14 protein-coding genes are annotated in these 18,058 nt (G+C 33.4%); 7 read left to right on the plus strand and 7 right to left on the minus strand.

Translation table 11 applies throughout. The features are described from left to right. Positions 1 to 118 precede the first annotated feature (118 nt). Together Q0838_RS11710 and Q0838_RS11715 are read left to right on the plus strand one after the other, a co-directional pair. Positions 119 to 1,159, plus strand: coding sequence for a PLP-dependent cysteine synthase family protein (locus Q0838_RS11710; RefSeq protein WP_298955227.1), 1,041 nt, complete (start codon positions 119 to 121; stop codon positions 1,157 to 1,159). A 201-nt stretch (positions 1,160 to 1,360) separates the two neighbouring features. Next, positions 1,361 to 2,617, plus strand: a complete 1,257-nt coding sequence (locus tag Q0838_RS11715; RefSeq protein ID WP_298955230.1) for an aminotransferase class I/II-fold pyridoxal phosphate-dependent enzyme — start codon at positions 1,361 to 1,363, stop codon at positions 2,615 to 2,617. 76 nt (positions 2,618 to 2,693) lie between these two features. Here Q0838_RS11715 and Q0838_RS11720 read toward each other — a convergent pair whose 3' ends face one another. From Q0838_RS11720 to uvrA, 3 genes are all read right to left on the minus strand, one after another. Further along, positions 2,694 to 3,257, minus strand: a complete 564-nt coding sequence (locus Q0838_RS11720; protein ID WP_298955233.1) for a hypothetical protein — start codon at positions 3,255 to 3,257, stop codon at positions 2,694 to 2,696. An 873-nt stretch (positions 3,258 to 4,130) separates the two neighbouring features. Next, on the minus strand, positions 4,131 to 5,207 hold the full coding sequence (gene corA / locus Q0838_RS11725) for a magnesium/cobalt transporter CorA (protein ID WP_298955235.1): 1,077 nt from the start codon (positions 5,205 to 5,207) through the stop codon (positions 4,131 to 4,133). Between the two features lie 87 nt (positions 5,208 to 5,294). Beyond that, on the minus strand, positions 5,295 to 8,099 hold the full coding sequence (gene uvrA, locus Q0838_RS11730) for an excinuclease ABC subunit UvrA (protein WP_298955238.1): 2,805 nt from the start codon (positions 8,097 to 8,099) through the stop codon (positions 5,295 to 5,297). Between the two features lie 205 nt (positions 8,100 to 8,304). Here uvrA and Q0838_RS11735 point away from each other — a divergent pair, with 205 nt between their 5' ends. Together Q0838_RS11735 and Q0838_RS11740 are read left to right on the plus strand one after the other, a co-directional pair. Beyond that, a complete protein-coding gene (locus tag Q0838_RS11735) occupies positions 8,305 to 8,889 on the plus strand; it encodes a sigma-70 family RNA polymerase sigma factor (RefSeq protein WP_298955241.1) in 585 nt (194 codons plus the stop codon). 74 nt (positions 8,890 to 8,963) lie between these two features. Then, positions 8,964 to 9,110 carry a hypothetical protein gene (locus tag Q0838_RS11740; RefSeq protein WP_298955244.1) on the plus strand — a complete coding sequence of 49 codons (147 nt, stop codon included), beginning with the start codon at positions 8,964 to 8,966 and terminating at the stop codon, positions 9,108 to 9,110. Positions 9,111 to 9,664: 554 nt separating this feature from the next. On the opposite strand, the gene Q0838_RS11745 is transcribed toward Q0838_RS11740, so the two are convergent. Then, positions 9,665 to 10,249, minus strand: coding sequence for an acyl carrier protein phosphodiesterase (locus tag Q0838_RS11745; RefSeq protein WP_298955248.1), 585 nt, complete (start codon positions 10,247 to 10,249; stop codon positions 9,665 to 9,667). Positions 10,250 to 10,311: 62 nt separating this feature from the next. Here Q0838_RS11745 and glmM point away from each other — a divergent pair, with 62 nt between their 5' ends. Next, positions 10,312 to 11,706: a phosphoglucosamine mutase gene (gene glmM, locus Q0838_RS11750; protein WP_298955251.1), complete on the plus strand. Its 1,395-nt coding sequence runs from the start codon at positions 10,312 to 10,314 to the stop codon at positions 11,704 to 11,706. Here the strand turns inward: glmM and Q0838_RS11755 are convergent. Continuing rightward, complete coding sequence (locus Q0838_RS11755; RefSeq protein WP_298955253.1) at positions 11,666 to 12,577, minus strand: lysophospholipid acyltransferase family protein; 912 nt, start codon at positions 12,575 to 12,577, stop codon at positions 11,666 to 11,668. The two genes, glmM and Q0838_RS11755, sit on opposite strands and share 41 nt — an antisense overlap. A gap of 48 nt (positions 12,578 to 12,625) precedes the next feature. Between Q0838_RS11755 and Q0838_RS11760 the strand changes: the two genes are divergently transcribed. Continuing rightward, positions 12,626 to 13,261 carry a rhomboid family intramembrane serine protease gene (locus Q0838_RS11760; RefSeq protein WP_298955257.1) on the plus strand — a complete coding sequence of 212 codons (636 nt, stop codon included), beginning with the start codon at positions 12,626 to 12,628 and terminating at the stop codon, positions 13,259 to 13,261. A gap of 14 nt (positions 13,262 to 13,275) precedes the next feature. Here Q0838_RS11760 and Q0838_RS11765 read toward each other — a convergent pair whose 3' ends face one another. After that, positions 13,276 to 14,391 (minus strand): TlpA disulfide reductase family protein, encoded by a 1,116-nt coding sequence (locus Q0838_RS11765; RefSeq protein ID WP_298955260.1) that lies wholly within the window; start codon positions 14,389 to 14,391, stop codon positions 13,276 to 13,278. Between the two features lie 111 nt (positions 14,392 to 14,502). Between Q0838_RS11765 and Q0838_RS11770 the strand changes: the two genes are divergently transcribed. Continuing rightward, positions 14,503 to 16,872 carry a GAF domain-containing protein gene (locus Q0838_RS11770; RefSeq protein ID WP_298955262.1) on the plus strand — a complete coding sequence of 790 codons (2,370 nt, stop codon included), beginning with the start codon at positions 14,503 to 14,505 and terminating at the stop codon, positions 16,870 to 16,872. On the opposite strand, the gene Q0838_RS11775 is transcribed toward Q0838_RS11770, so the two are convergent. Beyond that, on the minus strand, positions 16,853 to 18,052 hold the full coding sequence (locus tag Q0838_RS11775) for a Pycsar system effector family protein (protein ID WP_298955265.1): 1,200 nt from the start codon (positions 18,050 to 18,052) through the stop codon (positions 16,853 to 16,855). The genes Q0838_RS11770 and Q0838_RS11775 overlap by 20 nt on opposite strands. Positions 18,053 to 18,058 lie beyond the last annotated feature (6 nt).

Here is an 18,058-nt window from a genome sequence, read left to right on the forward strand (position 1 = left end):
ATTTGTAAAGTTTTGTGCAAAAATTTAAAGCATAATAGAACAGGTTGTCATAGTAGAATGCACAGTTTTTCTAAAATTGTAGTCCACTGCGGTACTGTTTTTTAACAAAATCCTATTTATGAGCGACAATATCAAAGCGTATAATAATGTATTGGAATTAATAGGAGAGACACCTCTTATAAAACTTTCTAAAACAGTAGAAAATCTTCCAGGTAATTATTACGCTAAAGTAGAGGCTTTCAATCCAGGACATTCTTCAAAAGATCGTATCGCTCTTCATATTATTGAAGAGGCAGAGCGCAATGGAATCCTGAAACCTGGTGATACCATAATAGAAACAACGTCTGGTAATACAGGTTTCAGTATAGCTATGGTAAGCCGCATTAAAGGATACGATTGTATTCTAGCGGTAAGTTCAAAATCTAGTCCAGATAAAATAGACATGTTAAAGTCTATGGGTGCCAAAGTCTATGTTTGCCCTGCAAATGTAAGCGCAGATGATTCACGTAGTTATTATCAAGTAGCAAAGCGCTTACATGATGAGATTAAGGATAGTATTTATATTAATCAATATTTTAATGAGTTGAATATGAAGGCTCATTACTTATCTACCGGTCCAGAAATATGGAACCAGACTGCTGGAGAAATTACACATTTAGTGGCCTGCAGTGGTACAGGTGGTACTATATCAGGTACGGCACGTTTTTTAAAAGAACAAAATCCTAATATTAAAATTTTAGGAGTTGATGCTTATGGTAGTGTGCTTAAAAAATATCATGAAACTCAAGAATTTGATAAAGATGAAATTTATCCTTACCGTATAGAAGGGTTAGGTAAGAACTTAATTCCCACTGCGACAGATTTTAATGCTATCGATAGTTTTACAAAGGTAAAGGATGAAGAAGCTGCTCACGCAGCACGTTATATATCACAAACTGAAGGTTTATTTGTAGGATATACTAGCGGTGCTGCATTACAAGCTACTAAACAACTCGCTGCAAATGGTGTTTTTAATGAAAATTCTAAAGTGGTAATTATTTTTCCAGATCATGGATCTCGTTACATGAGCAAAATTTATAACGATCAGTGGATGCAGGATCAAGGTTTTTTTGATTCAAAATCTACCGCAGATCAACAACATATTGAGTATATAAAGTAATATTATTTAGCTCATATTTAATTTAAAACCCTTATCCATAAATGATTAGGGTTTTGTTTTTTTTAGGCTTCCGCAAAAGCAATACCTGTTGCTAACTGCATATTCTTCAACACATTATTAACAAAATTCAAAATACTATGCACGCATAGTGTATAGGTGAATTGCCGTGAAAGTGCTATATTTGTAAGCTTAATTAGTGTTATGAAAGATTTATTTGATAAAATATATAAGGATAAGGGGCCGCTAGGAAAATGGGCGAGTGTAGCTGAAGGATATTTTGTGTTTCCTAAGTTAGAAGGACCTATCTCTAACCGTATGCAATTTAATGGTAGAGAAGTGATTACATGGAGTGTTAATGATTACCTAGGATTAGCAAATCATCCAGAAGTTAGAAAGGTAGATGCAGAGGCTGGTACTCAATACGGTAGTGCTCACCCTATGGGAGCCCGTATGATGAGTGGTCATACCGATCTTCATGAACAATTACAAAGTGAACTTGCAGAGTTTGTAGATAAGGAAGCTGCTTACTTATTGAATTTTGGTTATCAAGGAATGGTGTCTACTGTAGACGCTCTAGTTTCTAAAGATGACGTTATCGTTTATGATGTAGATGCACACGCATGTATTATCGATGGTGTACGTTTACACCATGGTAAGCGTTTTACTTATAAGCATAACGATTTAGAGAGTATCGAGAAGAATCTACAACGCGCTACTAAAATAGCTGAACAAACTGGTGGAGGAATTCTAGTGATTTCTGAAGGCGTTTTTGGGATGCGTGGTGAGCAAGGAAAATTAAAAGAAATAGTAGCTCTTAAAGAAAAGTACAACTTTAGACTATTTGTTGATGACGCTCATGGTTTTGGTACTCTAGGTAAAACTGGTGCAGGAGCAGGTGAGGAGCAAGGTGTACAGGATCAAATAGACGTGTATTTTGCAACATTTGCAAAATCTCTAGCGAGTACAGGTGCTTTTATTGCTGCTGATAAAGAAATAATCGATTATTTAAAATACAATCTGCGTTCTCAAATGTTTGCAAAGTCTCTGCAATCACAACTTGTAGTAGGTGCTTTGAAACGTCTAGATATGTTACGTACTATGCCAGAGCTAAAAGAAAAGCTATGGGAAAATGTAAATGCATTACAGAGCGGACTTAAAGATCGTGGTTTTGATATAGGTACTACACAATCATGTGTAACGCCAGTTTATCTTAAAGGTAGTATTCCTGAGGCTATGGCTTTAGTAAAAGATTTACGTGAAAACTTCGGTATATTTTGTTCTATAGTTGTTTATCCAGTTATACCTAAAGGTTTAATCTTATTGAGATTAATTCCTACCGCTTCTCACACTATGCAAGATATAGAAGAGACGTTAACTGCTTTTGAAGGTATACGTGAGCGCCTAGATGGTGGTGTTTATAAAAGATTAAGTGCTAGTGTTGCTGCTGCGTTTGCATAAGTTATAACCAGATTATATTTATAAAAAAAAGTCCTGTGTAAACAGGACTTTTTTTATGCTTAATTTGTAACATAACTTAATACTCTTTAATTTTATACAGTGTAGCTTGTTGCATTACTAAAATAGGATAACTGTTTACTTTATAACCTGCAGATTCTCCAGTTTCCTCTTTGTTTTCTAGACTGGACATGGTTATCATAAAGTCCATACGGTCTTTATAAAAAACCTCGCTATTGTTAATCAGGTTACCAGCCACTTCATAGGTGCTGAATAATGTATTACGGGACTGTGCAACAGGTAGAAAAATTCCATTATTCTCGTCTAGCTCATAAATATTTTTGTTACCTGTCTGTATAAGCGTGTACGCTCTTTCTTCTCTTTCTTTACCGTAAAATATTTTATAATCATATCGTAAACTGTCCGTGGTAGCAAGTAAATGAAATTCCATAGGGATGTTTTCTAATCCTTTACTAGTTGTGTTTATTAGGTTACCTTTATACTTGCCTAAAAAGTCATCTGGAAAAATCAGTTCTTTTTTTACTTCTTCAGTTTTCACTGTTTTTTCTATAACAGTTTTTTCTGAATCTGTTTTACAGCTTATTAATAATAAAAGTAGGACTATGGTTATTGTTTGCTTCATAAATCAAAAGTAATTATTATTTAAATGGTATTACTTATGGATTCTACTCTACACGAGAGTAATTTAGAAATGGTCATAAAATGAAGAATCCCGAGTCATCGAGATGATGACTCAGGAGTTCTTACTAACCAACCAAAAAACTTTTTGAAAATTATTAATAACCTTCGTAACTAATTAAGCAATACACGTGCCAAACTGTTATGCTTGCATAATATTTTCTTTTGGTTGTTATCATATTCTTAAAATTACTGGTGTTTAATTATTAATAATGATGATATTATTTAACCTTTTGCACTTATTATCACATTCGATTTAAATAACAGGTTCTTCATCGTCTAAAAATGCTATAAATGGACAGTCTAAGCTACTCTAACATGATACTCAAATAGCTAGTGACATTTCTTCTAATAATTTTTTTGTATTAAAATTCGGCTCTTTTGGCAGTTTCATGTTTTATTGAGGATATATAAATCTATCTAGGTTGTAGGTGTCAGTTACTTCTGTCATGTAAATAACTTTTTTGAGTTTATAAATGAATAAAAATTTGATTCATAAGTCACTCTATTATCTAAAAAAATATCCTCTTTTCTTTTCTTTTAAAGAGACTAGAAGCAGTCTCGTTTTTCTTCATGGCTAGTTTTTTATTCATTTTCTATTTTCTTTTTTTTAGTAAAATGAATAAGCTAGGAGAAATTTTTTAATAACTCAATAAAGGGAGTTTTCACTATTTTATTTTCATAACTTGTGCTAGTAAGAATAGAGAAGACGTTAAAATATTTTTGTACTTTATCTGGTTATAACTTCTTATTCAATAATCATAGAATATCTATATCTCTCCTTAAAGGAAGCCTTTTTACAGATATTATAGTAATGCTACAGCCATTTTTTCCATTTAAAAAAGCCTAGCAGCGAGAAGAATATGGCTCCACACGCAATCCAGAAATAGGTGTATGAATTTTCCCATCCCATTTCTGGCATATGAGGTAGATTCATTCCATATATTCCCGCTAGAAAAGTAAGAGGTATAAATATAGAAGACATGATGGTAAGAACCTGCATGATTTGATTCATCTTATGACTTACGCTAGATAGATACATATCGCGCAACCCAGCATTTATTTCTCTGTAGGATTCTACCGTTTCTATAATTTGTATGCAATGATCATAAGCATCTTGAAAATAGGCATGTGTTTTAGACTCAATAAGTGTACTATCTTCTTTGAGCAATCTAGATATAGATTCTCTTAAAGGAAAAATAGCGCGACGCAATTGAAGTAACATTCTCTTATTTTTCTGAGCTTTATTTAGAGAATCTTTTTGTGGGTTATCAAAAACTTCATCTTCTAGCAGATCTAAATAATCTCCTATTTCTTCTATAGCTATGAAGTAGTGGTCTATAATACTATCTATAAGAGCGTAGAATAAATAATCGCTTTTAACCGATCGTATACGACCACGATTGCCCTCTATACGGTCTCTAATGTTTTCAAATACATCTCCTGTCTTTTCTTGAAAAGTTATAACGGCATCTTCAGTAAGAATTAAGCTTACTTGTTCTTCATTAAGTTCATGATTTTCTGAATCATAAGAAATCATCTTAATACATTGGTATATATAATTTTCATAAAACTCGGTTTTAGGACGTTGCGTGGTATTTGCTATGTCCTCAAGTAATAAGTGATGCAAATTAAATTTATTACCTATCTTTTCTAGTATGGAGATATCATGGACGCCATCTACATTAAACCAGTTAACGCGTTTTTCCTTTAATTGATCTAAGAATATACCATCTTGCTTAGAAAAATGGATCTCATCATATAGGATAGTCTCGGCAGTCACCTTACCAGATCTATCTTCTCCTACATAAGAAATAGTTCCAGGCGGCTGGAACACGTTGTTTCTAGACTTAGGTGTCGCTTTACGACGCAATCTTATATTAGGTTTTCTCATGAAAAGATGGTTAGAAGTCGTACTTAATAAATAGAATACTTCGAGTCTGAATGTAGGGCACATATCTACACAACGCCCGAGTTTAGGTTATTGTAATTTTTCTGCCAGATAAGGAGCTGTATAACTGTTTTTAACCTTTGCAACTTCTTCTGGAGTTCCTGCAGCGACTAACTTACCACCTAGTTTTCCACCTTGCGGGCCTAAATCAATTACATAATCAGCACATTTTACTAGATCCATGTTGTGTTCTATCACGATTACAGAATGTCCTTTTTCTATTAATGCATTAAAACTGTCTAATAATTTATTAATATCGTGGAAATGAAGTCCAGTAGTAGGCTCGTCAAATATGAAAAGCGTTTTATCTGACGTGGTTCCTTTTACTAGAAAACTAGCTAGTTTAATACGTTGCGCCTCTCCACCAGATAGAGTAGAAGAGCTTTGTCCTAGAGTTACATACCCTAATCCTACGTCTTGTAAAGGTTGTAGTTTTCTTGTGATTTTTGCTTCTTTGTTTGTATTAAAAAACGCTATCGCATCGTTAATAGTTAAGTTGAGAACATCGTCTATATTTTTATCGTAAAATTTTACTTCTAGAATCTCTTTCTTAAAACGTTTACCATTACAGGTTTCACATTTAAGAGTAACGTCTGCCATGAATTGCATCTCGATGGTTACCTCGCCATCTCCTTTACAAGTCTCACATCTACCGCCATCTACATTAAAAGAAAAATGTTTTGCCTTATAGTTTCTTATTTTTGCAACTTTTTCATTTGCAAATAGATTACGTATGTCGTCATAAGCTTTAATGTAGGTTACAGGGTTAGATCTAGAGCTGCGACCTATAGGGTTTTGATCTATAAACTCAACTGTTTTAACATTTTCAAACTTACCGGATATCTCTGTAAATTGTCCAGCTTTAGTTCCATAACCACCTAATTTTTTTAAGATAGCTGGATATAGAATTTGTTTTACTAGAGTAGATTTTCCACTACCAGAAACACCGGTTACCATAGTTAAAACACCTAATGGGAAACGTACATCTATATTCTGTAGATTATTCTGTCTCGCACCTTTTATATCTATATAATATTTGTTCGTTCTTCGCTTTCGCGGAAGCGGAATCTCCATAGATCCATTCAAATATTGTGCAGTAAGACTATCAGATTTTAAGATCTCATCTAGTGTCCCTGCAGCAACCACCTCACCACCATGCGTACCAGCCTCTGGACCTATATCTATAATCTGGTCTGCGGCTTGCATGATTTCTTCATCATGCTCCACGACAATGACCGTATTTCCTAAATCACGTAAATTCTTGAGTACTTTAATTAAACGATTTGTATCTCGTGGATGCAGTCCTATGCTAGGTTCATCCAGAATATACATACTACCTACCAGACTACTACCTAAAGATGTCGCTAGATTTATACGTTGTGATTCTCCACCAGAAAGGCTGTTAGATTTACGATTAAGGGTTAAATAATCTAGTCCTACATCAGATAAAAAAGCAAGTCTGTTATTGATTTCGATAAGTAAACGTTTTGCAATTTGTTTATCGTGATCGTTTAATTTTAATTCTTTAAAGAATAAGACCAACTCTTTAATAGGTAACGTTACTAGATCTGTTATGGTAGTGTCGGCTATTTTTACATAGTCCGCTTCTTTTCTTAATCTAGCGCCATTACAGTTGCTACACTTAGTTTTACCACGATATCGAGATAACATGACACGATTCTGTATCTTATAAGCTTTTGCTTCTAGTTCTTCAAAAAAGGAATGAATACCTTCAAAGTACTTGTTACCATCCCAAACCAGTTTTTTTTGCTTTTCAGTAAGTTCAAACCATGGTCGGTGAATAGGAAAGTCAAACTTGCTAGCGCTGTTTATAAGCTGGTTGTTATAATAAGACATGCTATCACCACGCCATGGGAAAACGGCTTGTTCATATATAGATAGTGCTGTGTTAGGAATAACCAGGTCTGCGTCTATGCCTATTACGTCTCCATAACCTTCACATCTAGGGCAAGCACCATAAGGATTATTAAAACTAAATAAATGCGGATTAGGTTCTAGAAATTCTATGCCATCCAGTTCAAATTTATTAGTGAACTCACGCACTTTACTGCCGTCCATATGTTCTATAAAAGCAACTCCTTTTCCTTCAAAGAAAGCGGTATCAATAGCATCTGCCAGTCGATTATAAAAATCTTCATTATCTCGCACGATAATACGGTCTATGACTATTTTTACTTCGTCTTTTTCAGAATAAGTTAAATTTTCTTCGTCTATTCTATGGACGCTATCGTTTATTTTTATACGTGTAAAACCTTGTTGTAAGAGAACCTGCAGTTGTGCAGCGATATCTCGTTTACCTTTAACTATAAGTCTGGTAGTTAATAACAGTTTAGACCCTTCGTGCTGTTGTTTTACATAATTTACAACGTCTGTTACGGTATCCTTTTTCACCTCGTCGCCAGAGATAGGTGAGTAGGTGCGCCCTATACGAGCAAATAATAATTTTAAATAATCATAAATCTCTGTAGTAGTTCCTACGGTAGACCTAGGGTTAGTAGAATTTACTTTTTGCTCTATAGCAATGGCAGGTGCAATACCTTTAATATATTCTACTTTGGGTTTATTTAAACGCCCCAAAAACTGTCTTGCATAAGAGGAAAGACTTTCTACATAGCGACGTTGACCTTCTGCATATAGGGTGTCAAAAGCAAGGGAGGATTTACCACTACCAGATAAACCGGTTATAACAACGAGTTTATTTCTAGGGATAACAGCGTCTAAATCTTTTAGATTGTGTAGTTGTGCGCCTTTAATAAGAATATTCTCTTTGGGGCTTAACTGGTCTATATCGGCAAACAATTTTGTTTCTGGCATAGGTACAAAGATAATAGGGACTTAGTCCTTCAAAAAATCGTTTATTGTAATAAATATGTTAAAAATTGATATCACTTTTGTATTTGTGGAATAAAAGTTGGTATATTTAGACCGTAAATAAATTCTAAATAGACTGCCTATACTATAACATTACTTTAAAAATTCTGATCAAGGCTTTATCTGAGATCACCTAAGTTGTTATATTATGAAATTAGAAAATGTAAAAGATGCTGCGTTAGTAACTCAGTACATAGAAGGTAATGAAAAGGGATTAGAAATCCTTATCGCACGTCATAAGCAAAGAATCTACAGTTTTATTTTTTCTAAAGTAATGGATCGTGACATTACGGAGGACATATTTCAAGATACTTTTATTAAAGTAATACTTACCCTTAAAAAGGGAAAGTATAATGAAGAAGGTAAATTTCTTCCTTGGGTAATGCGTATCGCGCATAACCTAGTCATCGACCATTTCCGTCGTGTTAAGCGCATGCCTAAATTTCAATCTCGCAATGATTTTGATATTTTTGATGTGATAAGTGATGGAGAAGAAAGTATGGAGTTTGAGATGATAACTAGTCAGGTACATGAGGATGTAAAACGTCTGGTAGAAGAACTGCCAGAAGATCAAAAAGAAGTACTCATTATGCGTATTTTTAAAGAGATGTCATTCAAAGAAATAGCGGCATCTACAGGCGTTAGTATCAACACAGCTTTAGGAAGAATGCGATATGCGTTGATCAATTTACGTAAAGTGATAGATAAGCATAATATCGTATTAACAAAATAAATCTCTTTTTCTATTCATTTCTTATAATATTGTTTTGAAAAGTGCGTTTAATTCAAAAATAAACTTACTAGCACATGCCAAAACTTTACAATGAATCATTCCCAGAACCTGTGAAACCGACAGGACCTAGAAAAGAGACTATCCATTTTTTACTTAGCTTTTCTAAAGCATTGAGCGTTACTAAATACAAGAACATGACGTTTGAAACTTTTAAAAATTGACCTTACTTAGTCTACTATTCATATTTTTTAACTAGAACGACCATTTTCAATGCTACTGAGAATGGTTTTCTTTTTAAATTAGGTATTACTTCTATCATGGAAGCATAGATCCACAACAGAATTAAATTCAAAAATGGTAAACAGTCTATGCTTGTTTCTATGGTTAGGAAAATGATTCTTTGTTCTTATAGTATATTGAAGAACATCTAGTGGATGGGCGTTTGCTTATTACAGTAAACTCTGTTTACTTTATAATAAGTCGTTAATTCAACGACTGCTATTACTGTTTTTTTCCTTTTGTAAATCGTAAACTCTACTTAGTTTAGCCTCCTATTTTTTTCCAGTTGTAAAATAGGTAAATATGAATTAATGTTTCTAATGTATATTTCTGACTACTTTTCATTAAAACCGTCTAGGCATTATATTTTTATTCAATAAGCTTTACATGCATGATCATTATTAAGTTTAATACATAGACCTTCAATTTGTTCCTTATGCTTTATTAATAAGGGTTATGGTAGGAGAATTGCATGACTGACGCCATATTTTTTTTATTATAATTCTAACAAACGCTGCTTTACATGAAACTCTAGATCTTCAAAAAAGGCTCTGAAATGTCGCTCTAGTTCATTGTAATGCTTTACTAAATCTATAGGAGCAAAATTCATTTTACTTCTTCCTTTTGTTCTATTATTCATTTGATATAGAATTCGAGAAATACCATCTACAGTTGCATAACTATGAATCCAGTTTTGTTCTACCATGTGAGGTAAGAAATTCTGTACTTTATTAGGTAATATACTATAATGAAGGTGCAAGTCTTTATAGAATTCTTGCACATAGTCTTCTAGGGCCTGCTCATGAAAATCGGACCAGTTTGCAGCTAGAAAATGATCGTAATAAATATCTATTATAACACTGCTCCAGTGTCCATATTCTCCTCTTATTAAATCCTTACTTTTACGCACAATAGGATGTGTGTCCGTAAAAGTGTCAATATGCCTATGTAAAATAATGCCTTGTGCCACACGATCAGGAAACATACTAAAATCCTTACCTCTGACTGAGTCTGCTATAAAATTCCCTATTCTTAACTCTTTGTCTTCTTTTGATAAATATATGTGAGCCAGATAATTCATAGTCTTAATTGGGATTGCTTTTTATAAAGATTACTTTTGTGGTAAATGTAAAGTAATAAACAATGACTCTTATAAAATCTATATCAGGAATACGTGGTACCATAGGTGGTGCGCCGGGCGATAATCTTACACCACTAGATGCTGTAAAATTTGCTAGTGCATATGCCATATGGATCAAAGAAAATTCTGGAAAATCAGCCCCTAAAGTTGTAATAGGTAGAGACGCTAGAATAAGTGGTGCGATGATACAGTCACTGGTACAAAATACCTTAATAGGTATGGGATGCCATATTATTGATTTAGGTTTAAGTACTACACCTACCGTAGAACTGGCTGTACCTAATGAAAATGCCGACGGTGGTATTATTTTAACAGCAAGTCATAACCCTAAACAATGGAATGCTTTAAAATTATTAAATAATAAAGGAGAATTCTTAAACGGTGCTGAAGGACAGAAAATACTAGATTCTGCCGAGAGAGAGGATTTCAATTATGTTGAAGTTGATGATCTAGGAACCGTAAAAGTTATAAAAGATTACATCGACAGACATATTAAAATGGTGCTCGACATGCCAGTTACACAAATAGAGGCAGTAAAAGCAGCTGGTTTTAAAGTTGTTGTAGATGGTGTAAACAGTACAGGTGGTATTGCTATCCCTGCACTTTGTAGAGCACTAGGAGTAGAAGTAGTAGAATTATACTGCGATCCTACAGGTCATTTTCCTCATAATCCAGAGCCTCTTAAAGAACACTTAGGAGATCTATGCAAAGCGGTAAAGACACATAACGCACACTTTGGTATTACCGTAGATCCAGATGTGGATAGACTAGCATTTGTGGATGAGAATGGAGAAATGTTCGGTGAAGAGTACACGCTAGTAGCTTGTGCAGATTATATTCTAGGACATACTAAGGGTAATACGGTTTCTAACCTGTCTTCTTCTAGAGCATTAAGAGATGTGACAGAAAAGCACGGTGGTACCTATTATGCAGCTGCAGTAGGAGAGGTGAACGTTGTACAAAAAATGAAAGATAAAGATGCTGTTATAGGTGGAGAAGGTAATGGTGGTATTATCTATCCAGATTCTCATTATGGTCGCGATGCACTAGTAGGTGTTGCTATGTTTTTATCATTACTTACAGAAAAGAAAATGAAAGTAAGTGAATTAAGAGCCAGTTACCCATCTTATTTTATGAGTAAGAAAAAAGTACAGCTAGTAAAAGGTATGCCCGTAGACGCTATTCTAGAAGATATTCATACTCAATACAAGAGCGAAGATGTGACCAGTATAGATGGTATAAAAATAGATTTTGCAAACCAGTGGGTACACATGAGAAAATCAAATACAGAGCCTATTATACGCATCTATACAGAAGCACCATCTCAAAAAACAGCAGATGATCTAGCAAATCGTTTTATTGCTGAATTAGAGGAGATAGCATTACATCATTCTTAGTATTCTCAAGAGTAGATTTCCATCTCTTATGAGACCATAAATAATATTCTGGTTGCTTGATGATTTGTTCTTCAAGCAACTGGAAAAATTTATCGGTAATTTCCCAGTCCTTTGTTTCTGATCCATTTTCTGAAACGGTGACAAATTCGGTCTCATAATAACCGCGTTTTACTTTCATTATTTTAAGAAACACCACTGCAGTGCCGTGCTCTCTAGCAATGCGCTCTGCACCTTTAAAAACAGCACTAGGTTTATTAAAGAAATTAGTAAAATATTGCGCACGTCCAGCTTTGGGAGATTGGTCTGCAACTAAGGCAAATAGTGCAGCTTCATTTTCTATAGATTTACTCATAAGCGTAGTAGCTTGTTTCATCGCTACCATTTCACTATTAAACTTTTTTCTTATGCTAACTATGAGATTATTAAACTTTTTATTTTTAAGTGGCTTATATACCGCATAAACCTTATAGTCCAGCACATCATCTAGAACCATAGTCCATTCATAACTAGCTTGATGTCCGAACATTGCGATTATGGGTTGTTTCGCTTTTGCGAAAGCGTTAACCATTTCTGGATTACTACAAGTAAACCTCTTTTTCATAGATTTTTTACTCATTCCCATAGATTTTATCATCTCTATAAAAATGTCGCAAAAGTGTTGGGTGCTTTTTTTTACTAATAGAGTTATCTCTTTATCATCCTTTTCAGGAAAAGCAATTTTTAAATTATTTCTTATAACATCTTTGCGGTAGCCTATGATATAATAAGTGATAAAGTAGAAAAAATCACTTATCAAATACACTATAGAAAAAGGTAATCTAGAAATGACCCACAAGAAGGGATATATCAAATAAAAAGCTAGGGCTTGCATCAACAAATTTTAAACAAATATACTATCTTGTATCTTATAAATTTATCCATGTACGATCTAGATATAGTCACTATAGGTGTAATAGCTTCTAATTTAATTATAAGCTTTAAAGGTTTTCAAGATTTTAATTTTAGAAGTAAATATCTTTTTAATATCGCAGGTATAGAAAGAGGTGAGAAATGGCGCTTTTTTACGAGTGGTTTTCTTCATGCAGATCAAGGCCATCTTTTTTTTAATATGTTGACGTTGTTTTTCTTTTCTGGTGGGGTAGTAGATGTTCTAGGAGATGTAAAATACCTCATTATCTATCTAGTCAGTCTATTGGGTGGTAATTTCTTGAGTTACCTTATCCATAAAGATGAATTTCATTACAGCGCATTAGGTGCTAGTGGTGCAGTCTCTGGGATTATTTATAGCAGTATCTTACTAGACCCAGGAATGACTATATATTTTGTGCCAGGTTACGTTTTTGGAATAGGGTACTTAATCTACTCCTTTTATGGAATGAAAAAATTAAACGATAATATAGGGCACGATGCTCATTTCGGTGGTGCAGTAGCCGGTTTTATACTTACCTTAATTTATAATTTTGATGTAGTGTATACTAACACTATTACCGCGATAGGTTTACTAGCCGCGATAATTGTATTGTTTATTTTAATGCGATTTACAGGGAACCGTTAGACACCTATATTCTCTTAATTTAAAAGCTCTTCAAGTTTATCTTGTAATTGCTGTCCTCTTAGATTAGTAGCAATAATGACTCCATTTTTATCTAATAAAAAGGTAGAAGGAATAGCATTTACATTATATAATTGTGCTATCGGTCCAAAATACTGCAATCTAGAAACGTGGTTCCAGTCCATTTTATCTTTAATAATAGCAGCTTTCCATGCCTTATGACCACCTTTACGATCTAGTGATACACTTATGATATTAAAGCCTTTTTTATGGTATTTGTTATAAGCTGCCACCACATTAGGGTTTTCACGTCTACAGGGTCCACACCAGGATGCCCAGAAATCAATCAAAGTAACTTTTCCTAATACTTCATTAAGTTTAATAACTTTACCTTCTGGATTTACTCCTTCAAAGTCGGGAGCTTTTGCTCCTATGGCAACAGACTCTTCTTTTCTTAAAAACACATCAATTCTAGTAGCCATCAATGAATTTTGGATACTTGGGTCAAATGTGTTGTAAAATTTGCGAGCATCTTCAGCATTTATTAATTTACTTTTAAGTAACTCACCTAAAATTATAGGAGCAACGATACTCTTATTATTAGTGGTTATTAAATTTGTAGAGTAGGATTTAAAATCTAACTCTGCAGCCATCCATTTATTATTAACGATAGTCATAGATTCTACATCCTGACTTCTCCTAGCTGTAGATCTTTGTTTATTAAAAGATCTTGCTTTTACGGTATAACTTGCTTGTTTAGATTTAAAATCTTGTAAGGCTTTGTTAGATGCGGTGCCTATAATTTTACTAGCAAAAAGAGAATCCTTCTTTATGTTTACTTGAATATTCTCATTTTTAATTAAGATAACAATATTTCCTTTACTACCATCTATAGTTAAAAACCTAATTTGTTCTGTTTCTAAATCTTCTTTTTTCTTAAAGAAGAATTTCTCATTCATAACAATGTTTGTGTCCACAGGAATAGAACTGCCATTTTCATCCAGTGCATTCATGTAAACACGCATACCGTTTGCTACTCCAGGAGCAGTCCCATTTATTAAGTGAGTTTCTTCTACTTTTTTATTACATTGATTAACGGCCAAAAAGGTAAAAAGAATAAGAGCATACTTCATGAAATAGATTTTAGGCTAAAATAATTGATTAAGGTGTAAAGTTCTGGTTAAAGAAACTAAAAATTAACATCATAATTAATGGTGGTTATGAAGATAAAGTATCTTTGTAATATGAGAAAAAATTACGACGGTGGATATATGAATGTAAACTTAACCTTTAAAAAGGTTGTAGAGCAGTATGTCACTCGTTTAGAGAATGAAGAGAGTAATTTTAAGAAATTATATATCTCATCTGTACTTCAATATGTGGATGAGCATGAAGAACTTATTAACGGTATACTAGAAGATGAACTAGCTATACATAAGGAGTCTATTAATGTTTTACTCTCTGACCTTTTTCCAGCCGCCCTGACTCTTAATGAGATTAAAGCAGCTACCATACCTTTTTCTGATGTTTTATTTAATAAAACAGAGCGACTTAGAAATATTTTAAAAGATGCTGGAGAGGATTTTAAGTTACTCATCATGACAGATAATTCATTTGATACTTTTAGAATGTCTTGTGGTGTTATACTCAATCAATTATATGGTAAATCTATAGATTTGAGTAGACCTATATTAATAAAAATACCTGATGCAAATGGTGTTAACCGTACATATCGCGCTGCCTATAATGCAGATTTTGTAGATATAGAGTTAAACGATGAACGTTATCGATTAACAGAAAAAGATATAAAAAACCTTCTTAGATCTCCTGATGATGAAGAGCTATGGAAAAAAGGTTTTCCTAAGGGTAGTTATACTTTTAATGGTTTTGGTATCGTTAATTTTACTGACGTTACCATGGATGCCGCAATATCTGACTTAAAAACGGTTCTCTTAGATTCTACTAATAGTAAGAAGGACCAGACAGAAAAAATGGAGTCTATTTTTAGAAACATCTTTAACTTAGAGAATTTACGTGTAGGATTTACTTCATTTGATAATTTTGAAAAAACCTTTGAGTCTGTAGGTTATCACGATTCAGAAAGTTTTTTACTTGCAGACAGTCATGAAAAACACTGTAATAACGCTCTTTGTGGACATAGTTATAAACTTTTAATAGAAGAATTTGAGCCCTTAGTCATTACAGATGTAGAAGATTATGGAGTAAAAATTCAAAATAAATTTTTAACAAATAACCTCCTTAAAAACGATATTAAAAGTGCCATATTTTATCCTATTACAAAATCAAATAAACTAATAGGAATACTGGAAATAGTAAGTAAAAAGAAATTTGCTCTAAATAGTTTTAACGTTTTAAAAATAGACAGTATTGCTGGCTATATTAAAGCAGCTTTGATACGTACAGAGCAGGAGTATGAAAATAGAGTAAAAGCATTAATACAGACAGAATGTACTTCTATACATTCTAGTGTACAATGGAAATTTGAGAGAGAAGCACGTAGAATATTAAAGGCTCGTGCTCGTAATTCTCAAAATGAATCTTTTAACGATATAAAATTTGAAGATGTCCACCCATTATATGGACAGATAGATATAGTAGGTAGTAGTGACGCTCGCAATGAGGCCATTAAATTTGATTTACTTAATCAACTCGATAAGGTTTATGAGATATTCGCTTCCGCGAAAGCGTGTGAAAAATTACCTATCTACGATCAAATCTCTTATCGAGTATTAGAATATCGCAAAGAATTAGAAAGCGGTAGCATAGATGCAAATTCTGAAAGAGATATCATCAAGTTACTTACAGAAGAAATAAACCCTGTAATGGAACACTTCATGCAATTATCTCCTGAAATTGTAAAGTTAGTAAATGACTATCAATTAGAAATAGACAAAGCTAGTGGCGTTATTTATAAAACTAGAAACGATTATGATAACACAGTACAGGCTATTAATGAGTCTCTATCTTCATGTATAGATAAAAAACAGTTAGAAGCACAAGAAATATTCCCTCATTTTTTTGAACGTTTTAAAACCGATGGTGTAGAACATAATATTTATGTAGGTAGCAGTGTTGCTGTAGATCAGGAATTTAATGTTGTTTATTTATATAACTTGAGATTATGGCAATTACAAACCATGATAGAGATGGAAAACAAATTCTATTCTGTTCAAGAAAATTTACCTACCGTAATAGAGGCGGCTAGCATGATTTTAGTTTTTGATAATACACTAAGCATTAGATACCGTATTGACGAGAAACGTTTTGATGTAGACGGAGCGTACAATGCTCGCTATGAGGTTATTAAGAAGCGTATTGATAAGGCTAATGTAAAAGGAACTAATGACCGTATTACCCAAAAAGGTAAAATAGCAATAGTATATACTAATAAAGAAACAGAACGTGAGTACATGCGTTATATTAGTTTCTTACAGTACAATAATCTTTTAGGTAAAGAAATAGAACACCTCGAACTAGAAGATGTGCAAGGTGTTGTAGGGTTAAAAGCGTTAAGAGTAAATGTGCTTTATGATGTTAAAGTAGCAAGTGGGACACTTACTTATGAAGACCTTGTTAAGGAATTGCATTTGTAAACTGTTCAAAATCTGTGGTATAGAATGCGAGGATAAAAGCAATTACACTAGTAATAATACCCACCATAAAGATGGTGTAGGTCCATCTCAATAAAGTGTATTTTCTATTTAATACCAGGCCTAGTAGCCATAAATCTTTAAGTAAAGACTGGTAGACCTCTTCTTTATTATCTAGTAGACCCATTATAGCTTTTTCATATCTTTTAAATGGTACTTTATGAAAATTACCAAAGAAGAGTAGATTTACCTCACGTTTTTGTACCTGCTCATCTGTAAACTCTCCACTCGTTACATTAGGTCGTGTAGACATGATAGATAGAATAATACTAGCAACAGAAAATAAGATCAATACTAAAGTAGGCCATAATAGATGACGGTTAGAAATCTGATCCAGTTTTGGGATTATATTTGCAAGAGCTAGAGATATAATAATGGCATTTACAGATAGCAGTATGTTTGCCTTAGTGTCTGCAATATCACTTAACTTAATGTGATTACGTAACGTGGTTCTAAAAAGAGTTTGTATAGCTCTTTCTGGACTCTGATTTTTAAGATCTACTTTTACCTGTTCCTTTTCAATCTTCTTTTTCTTTTTATTTTTTGCTTTTATAAGATCCAGTAGATTATTGTTTTTTTCAGTATTCCAGTTTTTAATCGCATAAGAGCTGTAATAACGGTGCTGTTCTGTAAAGACCTTTATGTTTTCTTTGCGCCACTCTTTATTAGTGTACGCTTTACCTCTAAGTTTAAGCTCGCGTTTTAGTAACTCGCTAGTTTCAATATAATAATCCTTAGCAAAGTGTGATGCGTCTGCATCTCTTATAATTTCTTCTAGAGGACATTGAGGAACACCACTAAATTTGGTCGCTAGAATAAGTCTTTTAACAAGGTCTATAGAGTTTTGATCTTCATTTTGTTCTTTTAAAAAATTCTCAGCGATGCGGGCACTTTCTTCTTCATGTCCTTGAGCACCTTTAATATATCCAGTATCGTGCAGCCATGCGGCAAGAAGAAGTCCTTTTTGCTCTTTAACATTGATTTCAGAATTGTCGATTATTTCCTGTGTACTTTTAACAACTCGCCTCGTATGCGTATAATTATGATACACATATTTTTTATCGAGATGATTTTTTAAGAGATTTAATACAAAATCGTCAGTAATTTTTAAAATATCGCTCATTCTTAT

It is taken from the genome of uncultured Nonlabens sp., from assembly GCF_947495285.1.
Lineage (GTDB): Bacteria > Bacteroidota > Bacteroidia > Flavobacteriales > Flavobacteriaceae > Nonlabens.